Raw genomic sequence first — 18,505 nt, forward strand, 5'->3', positions numbered from 1 at the left:
GTCCACCTGAAGCCGCTGGAGGAAATGCCGTCAGCTTGCAACGCCCGGCGCATGTTTGATCGTGCGAGTTTGGGGCACTGCAGCGCCCCATTGGCAGGCCTCATGCCCTCTGCGGGCGCGTCTGTGCCATCGCCAGCAGCTTGTGCCGGGCCATCCACAGGTTGCCCAGCACGAACAACGGACGATCTGCAGCGTGTTCTTCTTCAGGCCCCGGTAGCGCACCTTCACATGCCCGAACTCTTGCCCGTGCAGCAAACCGTGGGCCTCCACGATATCCGAGACGTTGCCTGCCGTGCCCCGCACCGTATGCACCAGTCCGGAGTCTGCGTCCACGCCTATGTGGGCCTTCATTCCAAAGTACCACTGGTTGCCCTTCTTGCTCTGGTGCATCTCCGGATCGCGCTCGTCGCTTCGGCTCTTGGTCGAGTTGGGCGCTGATCAGCGTGTCATCCACGACGGTGCCTACCTTGAGCTGCAGCCCCTGAGCTAGCAGCGCTTCTTCCATCGCTGGGTCGCTGACCTTGAACCATTGCTGCATGAAGTGACTGCGCAGCAGGGTTTGCGCTGCAAAGGGCTGCTGGCCTCGGCAGCCGCTCTCGGGCGCATAGAGCTCGCTCAGCGAGACCAGTTCAGCCCAGGGCACCACCCGTTCCATTGCATCGAGGAGTTCGCGCTTGCGCGTGCGCTTGACGGTGTTGCTCAGGCCCAGGCTGCTTTGCTTCATGGCCGTATTGTCTGGGCTTCAGGCGTAAGCCAAGCACATCACGATGGGATTCGTGCAGACCGTCCCGAGCTTGGCCTAACTGAATAACAGTCTGGCCGGGTTTCACGATGACTCCCATTTATCTTCATTGTTAAATACAGCATCCAAATGCAAATGAGTATTGTTAATGCCTGTCTTCACATCTACTGAGAAGCCCAGTTTGTCACCATACATGCGCAGCAAGGTTTCGGCGCATCCTGGTCGAGACGGGCAGTGCAAGGGCAATGTCAAGAGCGCTCCCCGTACCGTGCTTGGCTCTGCAGTCGCGGCAGTGGCTTTTATTAGCGCGCAGGGCGCCTTCGCGGCGGAGCCAGCGCCGATCAAAGCGAAGTCAGTTGGGGCATCTCAAGAGAAGATGGCTCTGCCGGAGATTACCGTAACCGGCCACATGGATACGTCTACCACCGAAGGTACTGGCTCCTACACCACGGGTGAGACGGCAGCAGCTACTCGCCTGCCCCTGTCGCTGCGGGAAACACCGAAGTCGGTCACAGTGATTACGCGCCAGCGCATGAATGATCAGCAGCTGAATTCCGTTCAGGATGTGCTGGACAACACCGCGGGTGTGGCGTCGTACCAATCCGATAGCGAGCGAACGAGTTTCTATTCGCGTGGATTCCTGATCAACAACATTCAATACGACGGCATCCCCACGGTGGTCGGCGACATCGTGAATGGAAGCGGAATCGGATCCCTCGACACCGCGTTCTACGATCGTGTCGAGGTCGTGCGCGGCGCTTCTGGATTGCTGACGGGGACCGGTAATCCTTCGGCTGCCATCAACCTGGTGCGCAAGCGACCCACCCGTGACTTCTCTGCGGCCGCCTCGCTTGGCGCTGGGAGTTGGGACACCTATCGGGGCATGGGCGATATCTCGACCCCGCTGACTGAGGACGGTCGCATCCGCGCGCGCCTCGTAGGGACGTACCAAGATGGGCACTCGTACCTCGACGGCTACAAACCGGAGAGAAAGTCGTTCTACGGCATCATTGAGGCGGATCTGACACCAGACACGACGGTGAGCCTTGGCTATGAGTATCAAGACATCACCCCCAAAGGCTCCACGTGGGGAGGATTGCCACTTTGGTTCAGCGACGGCACTCAAGCGGAGTATTCACGTTCCAAGAACTACGCGCAGGACTGGAGCCGTTGGAATAACACCCTTAAAACGGCGTTTGCCGAGATCGAACATCGCTTTGGCAATCGGTGGAAAATCCGGGCCGTCGCTCACCAGTACCGCACCGATTTCGATGCCGAGTTGCTCGGCCTAATGGGCCGCCCCGACCGCGCCACAGGCGTGGGCGTCTTTCCCTCTGGGGCTTATCCGGTAGCGCTCGCTTCTGAAGGCCACAGCCGTCAAAACACCTTCGACGTGATGGCGAGCGGCCCCTTTGAACTGCTCGGCCGCCAGCATGATCTAGTGGTGGGAGCGACGAGTTCGCGTCGTACGGCTAACCAGAATGACATCGCGCCGTTCTATGCAGGCTTGATGCCAGTCAATGTCTATGAGCTGAGCCCTGCCTTTCCCCGCCCTGGCTTCGATGCCATGGCGCATATTCCGACGCGCACACGAATCAAGCAGGCCGGAGTGTACGGCGCAGCCCGGTTCTCGCTGGCCGACCCTCTGAAGCTCATCGTCGGCGGCCGCTTCAGCAGTTACGAAATCGACGACGCCGCCGGGGGCTCGTCGTTGCATTACAAGAAGAGCAATGAGTTCACCCCATATGCTGGCTTGATTTACGAAATAAATAGCACCTATTCAGCCTACGCGAGCTACACGGAAATATTCAATCCGCAAACCGACTATCGCGACAGCAGCGGTAACGCGCTCACGCCATCGAAGGGGAAAACCACGGAAATGGGCCTCAAAGGCGCTTATATGGACGGGCGTCTTAATGCATCCGTTGCCTTGTTCGATACCAAGCTGGATAACGCGGCACAGATGATTGCGGGGAGTTATACGCCAAGCGGCGCCCAAGCGTACCAGGGCACGGATGGAACGAAATCGCGCGGGGTTGAGCTGGACTTGCAGGGCGAACTCGCGCGTGGCTGGAACATTTACGCGGGCATGGCACATTTCACGGCGCAAGATGGCAATGGAGTCCGGTTGAATTCGCAGCTGCCACGTACTACCGCCCAGATTTTCACCACTTACCAGTTGCCCGGGGATTGGGGCAAATTGACGCTAGGCGGAGGCGTCAAATGGCAAAGCCGCTTCTACAAAGCGCCTAACACTGGCACGAGCTTATTGGGCGGGGAACAGAGTTCTTATGCGTTGGTATCGCTGATGGGGCGTTACTCCGTCACGAAGCAGACCGACGTAGCCGTCAATATCAACAACGTTTTCGACAAGAAGTACGCATTACAGAAGGGCGACTTCGACACCGTAGGCTATGGCGCGCCGCGCAATGTGATGGTGACGCTGAACTACAAGTATTGATTTCCACCCAGGGTAGCGCTTCAACAGTTATAAATCCCAGGTCGTATGACCATTGATTATTTGGAAAGATATTATGCCTCTTCAGCCCTCGCTGCACACGGTGCAAGACCTACCCACGAACGCATTGAACAAGGTCGCCCTGTCCTGGTTGACTACAGCCGTTGGCGCAGTATTTTTCGTCACCTTCCAGTTGTTCTTTTACGTCAACGACGTTGTGAGAGCAAAAGGAGAAACACCTGCGATCACGTTTGAGCCTGGACTGCTATGGATGTTCTCCGCATTCTATGGTTGTTGGATCGTCACCGCACTTCTAGCTCTGACCGGAACCCGTAGGAGTCAGTGGATTGTGCTGGTCTTCGGTAGCCTACTTGTGGTCCTGAATACCCTTGGCGGAGTCGCCGATGGGCTGCGCGATGGTTGGCACATTGCCTTCTCGGCTGCTTTCTTCATCACATTGCCCGGCGCTTTCGCTATTGCGATCACTTGGCGTCGCATCAAAATAAAAGGAAACCACCATGTCGATGGATAGTTCTGACTTCCCCTTGGTCTGGATGAATATTACGCAAGACCCTGGACATGATCACCAAAAGGACTTCGACGAGTTTGAGGCTAATTTGCAGCGCGGGGAGCCCTTTGTCATCCTGAGCGATACCCCACCTGCAGAAGACCACGAGCATTCGCCGGAAGAGAAGAAACGCGTCTCGCTCTGGATGAAAAGGCACAAAGCTGAACTGCGGACGCTGGTCCTGGCAATGATCCAGATCGAATCCAACCAAACCAAACGCATAGCTTACAAGACATTCGCAGTCCTTTTTGCCAAGTTTTGGGGCTACCCTCTACTCCTTGCTGCCTCACGCGAGGAGGCCACGAAGATGGCTAGAGAACTGCTCCTGAAGGAAGGAACGTCATCCCACTGATGGCCCGCGCCGGCGGCCAACTGACCTGCCCCCATAACCCTTGCAACACAATTTGAGGAATCCGCTGGATTGACGGTAATTACTCCTGGGGGTGTTGCGGCGTCGGAACGGTGCCGCGGGTTGTCTGTGGATGCAGGGCTGCAAACCAGTTCGCGCAGCCGCTTGGCATCACTGGCTTCCATGCCGCCGAACTTGGCTCGCCACTTGTAGAACGTGGCCGAACTGAAGCCTTCTCGGCGGCACAGGTCCGCTACGTTCATGCCGGCGTCTGCCTGCTTGATGAACCCGATGATCTGTTCGTCCGTGTACCTGCTCTTGCATATCGCGCTTCCTTTGTGTTGCGCGGATTGCTCTCTATTGCCTTGGTACGGATCGCAGATAGCAGGTCACAGAGGATAAACAAGTAAGCCAGATGGCTGATGAGGGGAAGTCCATGGATAGCCATAACGCCCCAGCCCCATCTAGTCGCCTCAATCGCCTGCCGGCCCGTCCCGCAGCAAGGCCCGCAGGCCGTCTTCGTCGAGCACCGGCACGCCCAGGTCCTGCGCCTTGGTGAGCTTGCTGCCGGCCTCGGCGCCGGCCACCACGTAGTGGGTCTTCTTGCTGACCGAGCCCGCCACTTTGGCGCCGGCCGCCTCCAGCAGGTCCTTGGCCTCATCGCGGCTCAGGGTCGGCAGCGTGCCGGTGATGACCACCGTCAGCCCCGCCAGCGGCAGCGTGGCGCGCTCGGCGGGCGGCCCTTCCTGCCAGGTCACGCCGCAGGCGCGCAGCTGCTCGACGACTTCGCGGTTGTGCGGCTGGGCGAAGAAGGTGTGGATGGCCTCGGCCACGATGGGGCCGACGTCGTTCACCTCCAGCAGTTGCTCCACGCTCGCGGCCATGATGGCATCCAGGCCGCCGAAGTGGCGCGCCAGATCCTTGGCCGTGGCCTCGCCCACATGGCGGATGCCCAGCCCGAAGAGAAAGCGCGGCAGGGTGGTCTGCTTGGACTTTTCCAGCGCGGCGATCACGTTCTGCGCCGACTTCTCGGCCATGCGGTCCAGCGCCGCCAGGGCGGTCAGGCCCAGGCGGTACAGGTCGGGCAGCGTGCGGATGACGTTGCCGTCCACCAGCTGGTCCACCAGCTTCTCGCCCAGGCCCTCGACGTCCATGGCGCGCCGCGCCGCGAAGTGCAGGATGGCTTCCTTGCGCTGCGCGGGGCAGAAGAGCCCTCCGGTGCAGCGGTGGTTGGCCTCGCCCTTTTCGCGCACCACGGCGCTGCCGCAGATGGGGCAGTGTCGCGGCATGCGGAAGTTGGGAACATACGGGCTACGCGGCACATGGCGGGCCGCATCGGCGGCATCGGCTGCTGCGGCATCCGCCAGCGCATCCGAGCCCTGCAGCGCGCCGGCCACCGGCGCCAGGGCGGCGGGCACGGTGCCCACCACTTCGGGAATCACATCGCCCGCGCGGCGCACGATGACCTGATCACCCACCCGCACGCCCTTCTTGCGGATCTCGAACAAGTTGTGCAGCGTGGCGTTGGTGACGGTGACGCCGCCCACGAAGACCGGCGCCAGCCGCGCCACGGGCGTGAGCTTGCCGGTGCGGCCGACCTGCACGTCGATGCCTTCCACGCGCGTGACCATTTCCTGCGCCGGGTACTTGTGCGCCACGGCCCAGCGCGGCTCGCGGGTGACGAAGCCCAGCTGCCGCTGCAGCGCCAGGCTGTTGACCTTGTACACCACGCCGTCGATGTCGTAGGGCAGCTGGTCGCGGCTCGCGCCTACCTCCTGGTGGAACGCTACCAATTCCGTAGCGCCCTGCGCAGTCCGTACCTGGGCTGCAACGGGAAAACCCCAGGCTTTGAGCTGCTGGAGCATGGCGTAGTGGGTGGCGAAGTCCGGCCCGCCCTCGGCCACCGGGGTGATCTCGCCCAGGCCGTAGGCGAAGAAGCTCAGCGGCCGCTGCGCGGCGATGCCCGAATCGAGCTGGCGCACCGCACCGGCCGCCGCGTTGCGCGGGTTGACGAAGGTCTTGCCGCCCGCCTCGCGCTGGCGTTCGTTGAGCCGGTCGAAATCGGCACGGCGCATATAGACCTCGCCGCGCACTTCCAGCACCGGCGGCACGCCGCTCTCGCCGCCCGTGGGCAGCGTCAGCGGAATCTGGCGGATGGTGCGGATGTTGTGGGTCACGTCCTCGCCCACCTCGCCGTCGCCGCGCGTGGCGGCCTGCACCAGCCGGCCGTTCTCGTAGCGCAGGCTCATGGCGAGGCCGTCGAACTTGGGCTCGGCCACGTATTCGACGGGCGGCGCATCGGGCGCCAGCTTCAGCTCGCGGCGCACGCGGGCGTCGAAGGTCTCGGCGCCGCTGGCCTCGGTGTCGGTCTCGGTGCGAATGCTGAGCATGGGCACCTGGTGGCGCACGGGCGCAAGGCCCTCCATCACCGCACCGATCACGCGCTGCGTGGGCGAATCGGGTGTGACCAGATCCGGGTGGGCCGCCTCCAGCGCCTGCAGGGCCTGGAAGGCGCGGTCGTATTCCGCATCGGGCACGCTGGGCGCGTCCATCACGTAGTACTGGTGCGCCCAGAGGTTCAGCCGGGCGCGCAGCGCTTCGATTTCAATAGCAGCCTGCCGCGATGGGGCGGGCGCTGGATCGGAAAAAAGGTCTTGGGTTTCGGCCATGGCCGTCGCAATCTGTCGTGGGTGGGCCACCCGGGCCGGTGGGCCATGGGCTCGGCGCCGAGGCATGGGCGCCGGGCAGACTCTAGCGCGAGCCCGGCTTCCAGGGGGTCAGTGAGGGCGCCGTCGGCCGCGTTGTTGGGGCGGCGCCCATGGGTATCAGCTGAACAGGCGCCGCGCCAGCGCGGAGCCGGCTGACAGCTCGCGGCTGTCGAGCTTGTCGTAGAGCAGTTCGAGGTCGGCCGCAATCGGGTCCATGGTCATGGCCGGCAGCAGCGTGCCGTTCTGATCGCAGAGCACACCGTCCATGGCCTGGCAGAGCGCCGCGGCCACGTCGCGCAGGCGCTGGAAGGGCTGCTCGGCGCGGTGGACCTGCGCCACGTCCAGGCTCAGGATGATCTCGCGGATGGCGGACTGCTCGGGATCGTCAGACAGGGCGGCCTGGGTGTCGTAAGTCAGGGTCAGCGCGGGCGGCAGGCCCGGACCCGTGGTGGCGGGCAGCACCAGCCGGCCGGGAATGGCGCCGGGCACGAAACCCTCGCGCGTGGCGTTCTGCTGCACATAGCCGGGGCTCCAGGCGGCCAGGCGCGCGCGCAGCGAGAAGGTCAGCTGCGCGTCGTGGTCGCTGGCGAACTGGTCCAGCTCGCGAGCGCGGGCCACCTCATGCAGCATGTCGGGGAAATCCGCCGCCGCGTTCACCGCGTCGGCGAAGCCCTGGGCCTTGACCACGAATTCGGAGAACTCGATCTCGTTGAGCGCGCCCAGCCGGTTGGCCAGCTGCACGCCGGCCTGGAAGTGCGTGTAGCGCTGGCCGGCCGTGGGCATTTCCCACTGCTGGGAGACATCGTTGAAGCCTTCGATGGCAAAGGCCTTGCTGCCCGCGCGGCGGGTGGGCGGCAGCGCGGCGAGCGCCGCATCGCCCGAGACGACCTGCTCGGCCACCATGGGGGCGATGGCGTCGATCAGCGGGTCCAGCCCGCCGCGGCGCTCGGGCGGCGGCACGGGCATGCGCAACGCGTCGTCCAGCGTCACGGTGTGGCCGTCCAGCGAGGGGTCGGTGCCGGCGGCCAGCGGCTGGCCGCCGGGCACGGCAGCGCCCAGGCCGTCGAAGGCGGGGTCCTGGCGCAGCGCGGGTTCGGCGGCGCCGTCGGCTTCGGAGGGCGCGCGGGCCGGACGCTTGGGTGCGTTGCGCTGGGCCATCCAGGCGTTGTAGGCCACGATGGCTGCCAGCACGACGCCGCCCGCGATGATGAGACCGAGTTGGAAGTTGCTCATGGTGAAAGGACGGTCTTCGGAATACGGAAAAATCAGGAGTCGGCCATGGACAGGGCGGACTCCATGTCCACCGCCACGATGCGCGAGACGCCCTGCTCCTGCATGGTCACGCCGATGAGTTGCTCGGCCATTTCCATGGCGATCTTGTTATGGCTGATGAAGAGAAACTGCGTGCCCGTGGCCATGCTGGCCACCAGCTTGGCATAGCGCTCGGTGTTGGCGTCGTCCAGCGGCGCATCGACTTCGTCCAGCAGACAGAACGGCGCCGGGTTGAGCTGGAAGATGGCGAAAACCAGCGCGATGGCGGTCAGCGCCTTCTCGCCGCCCGAGAGCAGGTGGATGGTCTGGTTCTTCTTGCCCGGCGGCTGGGCCATGACCTGCACGCCGGAATCGAGAATTTCGTCGCCCGTGATGATGAGCCGCGCCTGCCCGCCACCGAAGAGTTCGGGGAACATGCGGCCGAAGTGCCCGTTCACGGTGTCGAAGGTGCCCGAGAGCAGCTGGCGCGTCTCGCCGTCGATCTTGCGGATCGCATCTTCCAGCGTCTGCATGGCCTCGGTCAGGTCGGCCATCTGTGCGTCGAGGAAGGTCTTGCGCTCGCGGGCCAGATTCAGCTCGTCGAGCGCAGCGAGGTTCACCGCGCCCAGCGCCGCGATCTCGCGGTGCAGCCGGTCGATCTCGCCCTGCAGACCGGTGGCGCGCACGTTGCCTTCGGCGATGGACTGGGCCACGGCGGCCAGATCGGCCTGCGCGTCGGCCAGCAGCGTGGTGTATTGCTCCAGGCCCAGGCGCGCAGCCTGCTCCTTGAGCTGGAAGTCGGTGATGCGCTGGCGCAGCGGATCGAGCGCGCGTTCGAGCTGCAGCCGGCGTTCGTCGCTGGCGCGCAGGCGCGCGGTGAGTTCGTCGTATTCGCTGCGCTGCGTGGCCAGGGCCTTTTCGCGCTCCATCTTCAGTTCCAGCGCCTGCTGCAGCCCGCCTTGCGCGGCGGCGGCCGACAGGCGCCCCATCTCGTCGCGGGCGCGCTGGTCTTCATCGGCCAGGGCGGCGGCCTGTTGGCGGGCGGTGTCGATGGTGCGGGCCAGCTCGGCGCGGCGCGCCTCCAGGCTGCGCTGCGAGAAGGTGGCCTCCTGCGCCTGGCGCTCCAGCGTGCGCTGCTGTTCGCGGCATTCGGCCAGCTTGCGTTCGGCCTCGATCACGCGCTCGTCCAGCTGGGCGTGGCGCTCCTGGCTGTCGGCGAGCTGCATGTCCAGCTCCTCGAAGCGGGCCTCTGCCGTGACGCGGCGCTCCTGCAGGTCGGCCAGCTGCGCCTCGACCTCGGCCAGGTCGGCGCCGATCTGCTCGCTGCGCGCCCGGGTCTGCTCGGCCAGCTGCGAGAGGCGCAGGGTCTCGACCTGCAGCGTGTGGGCGCGGGTCTGGGTATCGGCGGCTTCCCGCCGAGCGGCGACCAAGCGCTGCGCGGCGTCGGCATAGGCGGCCTCGGCGCGCACCAGGGCGGCGCGGGATTCTCCGGCGATCAGCTGCTGGGCGCGCACTTCCTTTTCGAGGTATTCGATCTCCTGCGCCCGGGCCAGCAGGCCGGACTGTTCGGAATCGGGCGCATAGAAGCTGACGCCGTGCGCGCTCACGGCATGGCCGCTGGGCACGTAGATCACCTCGCCGGGCGCCAGGGGCGACTGGGCACGGCGGGCGAGCGCGTCTTCGAGCGTGGGCGCGGTGCCGCAGCCGTGCAGCCAGTCCACCAGCACGGCACGCAGGGCGGCGTCTTGCACGCGCAGCAGGTCCGACAGGCGCGGCGCGGCGCCGGGTGCGGCGGGAGCCGGCGCTGCGGCATCGGCACCGGCGGGGCTGTAGAAGGCCAGCCGGGCGGGCGGCGCGTCCTGCGCGCCCGAGCCGAGGAAGCCGCGCACCATCTCCAGGCGCCCGACTTCGAGCGCACCCAGGCGCTCGCGCAGCGCGGCTTCGAGCGCGTTCTCCCAGCCGGGTTCGATGTGGATGCGGCTCCAGAGGCCCTGCAGGCCGTCGAGCCCGTGGCGGGCCAGCCAGGGCTGGAGCTTGCCATCGGTCTTGACCTTCTCCTGCAGCGCCTTGAGCGCCTCCAGCCGGGCCGAGAGTTCGGCCTGCCGGGCGCTTTCCTGGTTCACGGCCTGCTGGCGCGCGCGGCGGTCGTCGTCCAGCTGGGGCACGGCGTCCTGCAGCTCGGCGTGGCGGGCCTCGGCGGTTTCGGCGGCCTCCTGCGCGGCGGCGAATTCTTCCTGCAACTGGGCCAGCCGCGCTTCGTCGGGCGCGGCCAGGGCGTTGCGGTCGGTGCGCAGGCGCTCTTCGCGCACGTCCAGCTGGCGGCTCTGTTCGTCGATGCTGCGCTGCTCGGCGGCCAGCACGCCGATCTGCTGCTGCACCTGCACCACGGCGCCGCGCTGGTCGGCAGCGGCCTGCTGGGCGCGGCGCAGCGCGTCTTCGAGGTCGGGCAGCTGCATGGCCTGCTCCTCGACCTGGGCAGCCAGCAGCTCGGCGCGCTCTTCGGCATCGACGCCACCGGCAGCAAGCGTTTCCATTTCGGCCTCGGCGTCGTCCTTGCGCGCGGACCACTGGGCGATCTGCTCGGCCAGCTGCGCCAGCCGGGTCTCCACGCGCTGGCGGCCCTCGACCACGTAGCGGATCTCGGCTTCGAGCTTGCCGACCTCGGCGGTGGCTTCGTAGAGGCGCCCTTGCGCCTGGTTCACCAGGTCGCCCGCCGTGTAATGCGCCTGGCGAATGGTTTCCAGGTCGGCCTCGACCGCCCGCAGGTCGGCCATGCGCGATTCGAGATCGTTCACGGCCTGCAGGCCTTCGGTACGCACACGGTTCTGCTCGGCCTCGGCGTCGGCGCGCTTCAGAAACCAGAGCTGGTGCTGCTTGAGCGTGACGTCGGCCTGCAGCGCGTTGTATTTGGCGGCCACTTCGGCCTGCTTTTCCAGGCGCTCGAGGTTGGCGTTGAGTTCGCGCAGGATGTCTTCGACCCGCGTGAGGTTCTCGGCCGTGCCGGCCAGGCGGTTCTCGGTTTCGCGCCTGCGTTCCTTGTATTTGGAGACGCCAGCGGCCTCTTCCAGGAAAAGCCGCAGCTCTTCGGGGCGCGACTCGATGATGCGGCTGATCGTGCCCTGGCCGATGATGGCGTAGGCGCGAGGGCCCAGGCCGGTGCCCAGGAACACATCCTGCACGTCGCGGCGGCGCACGGCCTGGTTGTTGATGTAGTAGCTGCTGTTGCCGTCGCGCGTGAGCACGCGCTTGACGGCGATCTCTTCGTACTGGTTCCACTGTCCGCCGGCACGGTGGTCGGCGTTGTCGAAGACCAGCTCCACGCTCGCGCGGCTGGCCTGCTTGCGGGTGGTGGTGCCGCTGAAGATCACGTCCTGCATCGACTCGCCGCGCAGCTCGCTGGCCTTGCTCTCGCCCAGCACCCAGCGCACCGCATCCATGATGTTGGACTTGCCGCAGCCGTTCGGGCCGACCACGCCCACCAGCTGCCCCGGCAGCATGAAGTTGGTGGGCTCGGCGAACGACTTGAAGCCGGCGAGTTTGATCGAGTTGAGACGCACGGTGCGGTGGACGGCGGATGGCGGGTGGAAAGTTGCGGGGCGTGCGGCGGCCACGGGGCCGGCCAACTTCCGATGATACCGTGGCGCTGTGACGCACCCTGCATTCCCCCTGGCCTGCCGGAACGGGCCGCAGCGCTTATCCGCCAAGCGCAGGCCGCTATGAAAACAATAGTTATGCGGACCGGCCGCCGCGGCGTCAGCCCGCCCGGGGCGCGAAAGCGATGATGGCCATCCCCGCCAGCGTGACGGCGGCGCCCAGCCAGTCCCAGGGGCCGGGACGCACGCCGTCGACGACCCAGAGCCAGGCCAGCGCAACGGCCACATAGACGCCGCCGTAGGCCGCATAGACACGGCCCGCAGCCGCCGGGTGCAGGGTGAGCAGCCAGGCGAAAAGGGCCAGGCTGGCCGCCGCCGGCACCAGCAGCCAGGCGCTGCGGCCCTGGCGCAGCCACAGCCAGGGCAGGTAGCAGCCGATGATCTCGGCCAGGGCGGTGACGAGGTAGAGAGCGAAGGTCAACATGTGGATGGAGCCGGTCGGCGGATCAGATCGGAACGTCGCCGCGGGCGAGGACCAGGTCCTCGAACGCCACGGCCACCATGGGCGCGCTCAGCAGATAGCCCTGCCAGGCGTGGCAGTGCGCCCGCTCCAGAAAGGCGCGCTGCTCCTTGGTCTCGACCCCCTCGGCCGTCACCCGCAGGCCCAGGCTGGTGCCCAGTGCGACGATTGTGCGGGCGATAGCGGCATCGTTGGGGTCGGTGAGCACATCGCGCACGAAGCTCTGGTCGATCTTGAGTTCGTCCAGAGGCAAGCGCTTGAGGTAGGCCAGCGACGAGTAGCCTGTGCCGAAATCATCGAGCGAAAAGCCCACGCCATAGGCACGCAGCTGCCCCATCTTGTCGATGGTGTCCTCCACATCCTGCAGCAGCAAGCTCTCGGTCAGCTCCAGCTTCAGGTGCCGCGCGTCGGCGCCGGTGCTGGCCAGCGCCTGCAGCACCTGGGCGACAAAGCCGCTCTGGTGGAACTCGCGCGGGCTCACGTTCACCGACAGGCTCAGATGACTCAGGCCCGGCCGCTGCGCCCACTGCGCCAGGCGCGCGCAGGCGTCTTGCAGCACCCATTCACCCAGCGGCAAGATCAGGCCGCAATCCTCCGCCAGGGGAATGAATTCGCCCGGCGATACGAAGCCGCGCTGTGGATGGCGCCAGCGCAGCAGAGCCTCGGCGCCCGTGATGCGGCCCTGCACCACCTGCGGCTGGTAGAACAGCTCGAACTGGCCCTGTCGCAGGCCGGCGCGCATATCCACTTCCAGGGCAGCACGGGCCGCCACCTGGGCCTGCATGTGCGGGTCGTAGAACCGCATCCGGTCGCGCCCGGCGGCCTTGGCCTGGTACATGGCCAGATCGCCGCGCTTGATGAGCTCGTCCGCCGACTCGCTCTGCCCCTTGAATACGGTCAAGCCAATACTGAGCGTGCTGTGGTGGAGTTGCCCGTCCAGCACAAAGGGCTCGCGCAGCTCCAACAGGATGCGCTTGGCGATCTCTTCTGCGCGGGCCGCAGCCTGCGGGGGGTTCTCGTCCAGATTTTCGAGCACCACGACGAACTCATCACCGCCATGACGTGCCACGGTGTCTTCCGTGCCGACACAACTGCGCAGGCGCTGGGCGACCTCACGCAGGAGCATGTCGCCCCGGTCATGCCCACGGGTTTCGTTGAGCGTCTTGAAGTTGTCCAGGTCCAGCATCAGCAGGGCGCCGCACCGTTGGCGGCGGGCGCTGGCATCCAGCGCCTGCTGCAGACGGTCCACCAGCAGGCGTCGGTTCGGCAGCCGGGTGAGCGGGTCATAGTAGGCGAGGTAGCGGATTTCCTCCTCGTCGGCCTTGTGCTGGCTCAGGTCCACCAGCGTCAGCATGTGCGCGTCGCCCAGCAACGCACCAGCTCCCTCGACCGTACGGCGTTGGCCGTCCTTGCAGGTGATGGTGTATTCGCTGGCGGGAATGTCACCGCCGGCCCGCAGGCCCGCCTGGCGCTGCGACCGCCACCGCTGCCGCGCGACCGCGCGGTGCTCCGCATCGGGAAAGAGCTTTGCCCACCAGGTCCGCACATCGGGCGTTTCGTCCTCGACGTAGCCGCAGATCTGCGTGAACCGCTCGTTGCGGAAAACGATGGCACCGTCGCCTTGCACCAGGCACACACCGACCGGAATACGGTTGAGGATCTCGCGCAGGCGCTGCTCGCTATCGCGTAGCGCAGCCTCCATTCTCTTGCGGGCAGAAATGTCCTGAACCGCTGCGATGTGGAAGTCCGATATCGCTCCGCGCGAGCGCATGGGAGAAACATTCAGATCCACGGTGACGATTTCGCCGTTCTTGCGCACGTAGCGCTTTTCCAGGCGGAACTCCGCCAACTCGCCCCTCACCATCCGCCGCGTAAGTTCGAGATCCACCTCGAGATCGTCGGGGTGGGTGTAGTCATGGAAGCGCATGGACTGCAACTCGTCGGCGGAGTAGCCCAGGATGTCGCAGAACTTCTGGTTGACTCGCACCAACTCACCTGTGGAGGAGCGCGTCTGCGCCACCCCCACCGCAGCCTGATTGAAGACGGTGCGAAAGCGCTCTTCGCTGTCGGTACGTGCGCTCTGCGCCGCCACGGCCTGACTCTGCGCCTGTGCGCGGCGCCGGACCAGCAGCACCACCAGCCCTGCCAGCAGGCAGGTGGCCAGCACCCCGCCCAGCCCCACCAGCCCCGGCAGCCGGCGTTCGGAGCTCGAAAGAAAGTCATGCTGGGGGTAGAAAGTGAGTTGCCAATGACGCCCGCCCACCTGGACCATCCGCTCGTAGGGCTGGGCCGCCTCGGGCTTGCCTTCTTCGAGCGGCAGCACGACGCTGGTCCGCGCGGGCGACGCGCCTGCATTCAGTCCGACGTCCTGGATTCCCAGGAGCATGCCGCTCAGGTAGCCCTCGCTGCGCAAAGCATCCACCAAAGCCGGCACCTGGATGACCGCGCCCACGGCGCCAATGAGGCTCCGGGCATCACCCGGCAGATCCCCTGCGGGCGAGACCGCGCCGGGGTCGCGGCCGAAAACCGGCGCACACATTTCGACGGCGATCACGCGCCGATCCACCGGCCCGACTTCGATCGGAGCGGACGCAGCCACGGCGCCCGTGGCACGGCTGCGCAAGAAGGTATCCCGATCCGCATGCCTCGAAACCATGTTTTGCCCCACCCCGCTGGCGGCTGCTGAAGGCCATGCATATTCGAACACGTCGTCGGCGGCGCGCTGGCCATTCGGGCGCACATTGAAAACGCCGCCCGCAACGGCGGCGGCAGGCGCGCCAGCCTCAAGTCCACCAGACCCGTTCTTCGGCGCGTAGCGAACGAACCTCAGAGCGCTGACACCGGAGTGCCTGTCCTGCAGATTCAGCTCCTGCACAGCGCGCGCAAAGTCGCGTTGCCCGATCTGGGGGTTCATGGCGAACCACATACGCATGCCATTGAGCAGATCGATGTTGGAGCGAAGACGCAGCTGGAGAGCCTCCGAAAAAGAGTGGATCTCCTGCTCTATGCGGGCCTCGGATATGGCGTGCACCGACGCTTGCTGCTGCCTCCAGAGCGCGACACTGGTCAGCAGGCCCGATAAAGCGACGAGCAAGCCCGGCAGCCAAAGCCGTGACTGAATACGCTGCCGGGCGAAGAAGGTCATGACAGGGGGTCTGGTGCACCTGAAGGGGTGCCGGGAACAGCCCGCGCGCAAGCCGCAGGCCAGGGAAAGCACAGAGCGGAGGGGTGCGGTCAGCACACCAGCCAGCGCTGCAAGAGGGCCTCAAGGATAGCTGCAATCCGATACGATTTAGCCCACTTGGCGGCGCTCATTTCCCCATCGCGCGCCCCTGCCTGACCCAGACCACCAGGGGCCTGAGCCAGCGGGCCCGCCAGGCGAGCGCAAAAGCCACGGCCAGCGCTGCGCCGGCCAGCGTCATGACCCACACCAGCGAGGCCATCGATGCGTGGTCCACGGCCAGGCACAGGCCCAGCGATGCGGCCAGCGCGCCCGCGCCCAGCCAGCGCAGCATCACCACCACGCGGCGCGGGGGTACCGCGCCGGGGCCGCGTACCTGCTCCCAATGCGTCTCCTGCGAGAGGGCCAGCCAGCCCATGCCGAGGCTGCTCGAGCCCAGCGCCAGGGTCAGCAACAGCACGTCACGCATGGACAGCCCCCGCAGCAGGGCCGGGCGCGGCGCCCTGCCCCGCCGCCTCGCGCCTGCACAGCCGCAAGGCCACCAGCGCGGCGATGGTGGCGACGGCCAGCAAGGCCAGGTCCAGCCCGGCTACCGGCCAGTAGCCCGCAGCGATGGTGCGCAGCAGGTGGTCCCCGGTGCTCAGCCAGTTCAGCAGCACGGCGGCCACGGCCAGCACGGCGATGGCCCAGCACTGCTCGCGCCAGGCGGGCGCGAGCCGCGCCTGCGCGACCGGGGCGGTACGCCACGCGCCGTGTGCCCAAGCCACCATCCACGCACCCCAGAAGACGTACTGCTCGCAGGCCCCCTGGCCCGGCCACCCCGAAGGCATCTCGGTCGGCAGCAGCCGGTTGGCGACCAGCATGGCCAGCGCGGCGATCACCATGCCCGTGACGCTCGTCACGGCGAAGGCATCCACCCAGCGCGCGCCGCTGCGGCCCTGCTGGGCGTGCTGGCGCTTGCGCTTCTCTACGAAGAAGAGAAAGCCCGTGGCGATGCAGGCGCAGCCCGAGAGGCCGCCCAGCACGTAGAACCAGCGCAGCAGCCAGTGGCGGAAATGCTGCAGGTGCAGGCCGGTGAGAAACGTATTCGCGCTCGCCACCGCCGTGAGCGGCGGGTCTTCGCGCAGCACCTCGCCAGTCGCCGCCTTGAAATGAATGCCGTCACCCACCAGCGCGATGCGGTCGGTGCCGGCACGATAGACGCTCACGTAGCCGTTGGCGTCACCCACATGCCGCAGCGCCAGAAAGCCCACGTCCCCCGCCTTGCCGGCCGCAGCCCAGCGCCGCTGCGCCTCGGCCACCATCGCATCGACCGAAGCCAGCGGCCCCGCCACGCCCGCCCGGTCGTGCGGCAGGCCCGTTTCAGCGGCTTCCTGCTGTTCGTGCAGTTCATGCAAGGGCTCCAGTTGCGTATGCGTGACCGGGAAATAGGTACCGGCGAAGATCACCAGCCCCGAGAACGCGAAGATGAAGTGGAACGGCAGCGCGACGACCCCGGTGAGGTTGTGCAGGTCCAACGCGCTACGCTGGGTGCTCTTGCGGGGCCGGAAGGTAAACAGTTCGCGGAAGATCTTGCGGTGCATGACCACACCGCTCACCAGCGCCGCCAGCATCACCAGCGCGGCAAAGCCGACGATCCAGGTGCCTAGGCTCATCCAGTTCAGGTGCAGGCTGTAGTGCAGCGGGTAGAAGAACTGGCTGCCGATCTTGAGCTGGTCGTCCGGCAAGGCCTGGCCGGTGCGCGGGTCGATGGTGCGAGTGCCCCACACCTCGTCTTTCGGGTTCTTCGCCCCAGGCAGCTCATAGCTGGCAAACAGACTGAGCACAGGATCGCGGTGGGTCGTGTAGGCACCCCAGCTTTTGACGATCGGAAACTCTCGCGCCATGGGCCCGTCGATGCGGCTCCTGGCCTGTTCGATCTGCGCGGCATCGGGCCGCATGGCCTGGAACGCGGGCAGCAGCACGCGGTCGAACGACGGCATGGGCTGCGGGGCAAATCGGGTGGCTGGAATCGCCCACCGGTCGATCTCGCGGTCGAACACCGAGAGCGAGCCGAAGAAGAACACCGCCATGAGCACGAAGCCCAACACCAGGCCGAACCAGGTGTGCAGCCAGGCCATGGATACCCGGAAGTTGTTGAACATCGCAAGGTTTCCTTTTGCCGCTTCAGAGAAGGGCTCGCTGCACCAGCCAGGCCGCACCGGTCATGACCGCCCCGCCGCCTGCGAGCACCAGCCAGACCCGCGCCACGCTGGGCGCAGCGAATGCCCACAGGAACACGACGAGAAAGAGCAGCAGGCCCAGGATGCCGCCCACGGCCTCTGCGTCATGGAAGTCCAGCCGCGCGGCAAACAAGAGGGCGATCGACAGCGCGATGAAGCCCCAGGTGAAGACATAGCCGCCCAGCACGCCGGCGGCGATGCGCGAGACGATCTGGCGACGTGGAACAGCGTTCGTGGCCATGGCGATGAATCTTGTAAATGCGAGTGATTTGCATTATTGCATTGCAGGTGCAATGCCCCGTTCCGCCCGGGGCTTTGATCGCCGCCCGGCTGCGAAGGGCTGCTGGTATCGTGCGGCGACGCCCCCCTTCCCATGCCCCCGACCACTCCCACGATGCTCTACGCCCTGCTCAAGCTCTTCCACCTCTTGGCCGCCATCGTATGGATCGGCGGCATGGTCTTCGCGCACTTCTTCCTGAGGCCCGCCGCGCTGGCGCTGGAGCCGCCCGTCCGCCTGCCACTGATGGAGGCGGTGCTGCAGCGCTTCTTCCGCGCCGTGGCCGTGGCGGCGGCGGTGATGCTGGCCACGGGCCTCTGGGTGATCGGCCGCACCGCCAAGGCCGTGGTGCAGGCCGGCGGCAGTTTCGCCATGCCGCTGTCCTGGACGCTGATGGCCACGCTGGGGCTGGTGATGATCGCCATCTTCGGCCATATCCGCTGGGCTCTCTACCCAAGGCTGCATGCAGCCACGCAAGCGGCCGACTGGCCTGCGGGCGGCCGGGCGCTGGCCTCTATTCGCACCTGGGTCGGCGTGAATCTGGTACTGGGTACAGCCACCGTGGCAGTGGCGGTTGTGCCGCTTTAGTCGTCGGCGCGCAGCGGCATATTTGCGGGCGTTTGCGCCCTCCGATAC

12 protein-coding genes and 2 pseudogenes are annotated in these 18,505 nt (G+C 66.2%); 4 read left to right on the plus strand and 10 right to left on the minus strand.

The genetic code is table 11. The features are described from left to right. Nucleotides 1-100 precede the first annotated feature (100 nt). Nucleotides 101-724: pseudogene (locus AC3A84_RS08475) on the minus strand (transposase). A 166-nt stretch (nucleotides 725-890) separates the two neighbouring features. Between AC3A84_RS08475 and AC3A84_RS08480 the strand changes: the two are divergent. From AC3A84_RS08480 to AC3A84_RS08490, 3 genes are all read left to right on the plus strand, one after another. After that, nucleotides 891-3,203 carry a TonB-dependent siderophore receptor gene (locus AC3A84_RS08480; RefSeq protein ID WP_487969157.1) on the plus strand — a complete coding sequence of 771 codons (2,313 nt, stop codon included), beginning with the start codon at nucleotides 891-893 and terminating at the stop codon, nucleotides 3,201-3,203. 124 nt (nucleotides 3,204-3,327) lie between these two features. Further along, entirely contained in the window at nucleotides 3,328-3,732 is a 405-nt protein-coding gene (locus tag AC3A84_RS08485; RefSeq protein ID WP_487969158.1) for a hypothetical protein, read from the plus strand. Further along, nucleotides 3,719-4,120 carry a hypothetical protein gene (locus AC3A84_RS08490; RefSeq protein WP_487969159.1) on the plus strand — a complete coding sequence of 134 codons (402 nt, stop codon included), beginning with the start codon at nucleotides 3,719-3,721 and terminating at the stop codon, nucleotides 4,118-4,120. Before AC3A84_RS08485 ends, AC3A84_RS08490 begins: the two co-directional genes overlap by 14 nt. Nucleotides 4,121-4,266: 146 nt before the next feature. Here the strand turns inward: AC3A84_RS08490 and AC3A84_RS08495 are convergent. The 9 genes and pseudogenes from AC3A84_RS08495 to AC3A84_RS08535 all read right to left on the minus strand — a co-directional run. After that, nucleotides 4,267-4,443: pseudogene (locus tag AC3A84_RS08495) on the minus strand (transposase); the annotation flags it as partial. A gap of 147 nt (nucleotides 4,444-4,590) precedes the next feature. After that, on the minus strand, nucleotides 4,591-6,786 hold the full coding sequence (gene ligA / locus AC3A84_RS08500) for an NAD-dependent DNA ligase LigA (protein ID WP_487969160.1): 2,196 nt from the start codon (nucleotides 6,784-6,786) through the stop codon (nucleotides 4,591-4,593). Nucleotides 6,787-6,942: 156 nt separating this feature from the next. After that, entirely contained in the window at nucleotides 6,943-8,058 is a 1,116-nt protein-coding gene (locus AC3A84_RS08505) for a cell division protein FtsZ (RefSeq protein WP_487969161.1), read from the minus strand. Between the two features lie 32 nt (nucleotides 8,059-8,090). Further along, nucleotides 8,091-11,633: a chromosome segregation protein SMC gene (gene smc / locus AC3A84_RS08510; RefSeq protein ID WP_487969162.1), complete on the minus strand. Its 3,543-nt coding sequence runs from the start codon at nucleotides 11,631-11,633 to the stop codon at nucleotides 8,091-8,093. A gap of 196 nt (nucleotides 11,634-11,829) precedes the next feature. Continuing rightward, on the minus strand, nucleotides 11,830-12,153 hold the full coding sequence (locus AC3A84_RS08515; protein ID WP_487969163.1) for a YnfA family protein: 324 nt from the start codon (nucleotides 12,151-12,153) through the stop codon (nucleotides 11,830-11,832). A gap of 22 nt (nucleotides 12,154-12,175) precedes the next feature. Then, entirely contained in the window at nucleotides 12,176-15,334 is a 3,159-nt protein-coding gene (locus AC3A84_RS08520; protein WP_487969164.1) for a bifunctional diguanylate cyclase/phosphodiesterase, read from the minus strand. A gap of 166 nt (nucleotides 15,335-15,500) precedes the next feature. After that, a complete protein-coding gene (locus AC3A84_RS08525) occupies nucleotides 15,501-15,839 on the minus strand; it encodes a DUF3325 domain-containing protein (protein WP_487969165.1) in 339 nt (112 codons plus the stop codon). Next, nucleotides 15,832-17,514: a PepSY-associated TM helix domain-containing protein gene (locus tag AC3A84_RS08530; RefSeq protein WP_487969166.1), complete on the minus strand. Its 1,683-nt coding sequence runs from the start codon at nucleotides 17,512-17,514 to the stop codon at nucleotides 15,832-15,834. The genes AC3A84_RS08525 and AC3A84_RS08530 overlap by 8 nt, the downstream gene beginning before the upstream one ends. A gap of 22 nt (nucleotides 17,515-17,536) precedes the next feature. Beyond that, nucleotides 17,537-17,833: an iron uptake protein gene (locus tag AC3A84_RS08535; RefSeq protein WP_487969167.1), complete on the minus strand. Its 297-nt coding sequence runs from the start codon at nucleotides 17,831-17,833 to the stop codon at nucleotides 17,537-17,539. A 153-nt stretch (nucleotides 17,834-17,986) separates the two neighbouring features. On the opposite strand from AC3A84_RS08535, the gene AC3A84_RS08540 reads away from it, so the two are divergent. Beyond that, complete coding sequence (locus AC3A84_RS08540; protein WP_487969326.1) at nucleotides 17,987-18,457, plus strand: CopD family protein; 471 nt, start codon at nucleotides 17,987-17,989, stop codon at nucleotides 18,455-18,457. Nucleotides 18,458-18,505 lie beyond the last annotated feature (48 nt).

This window comes from Paracidovorax sp., from assembly GCF_057642795.1.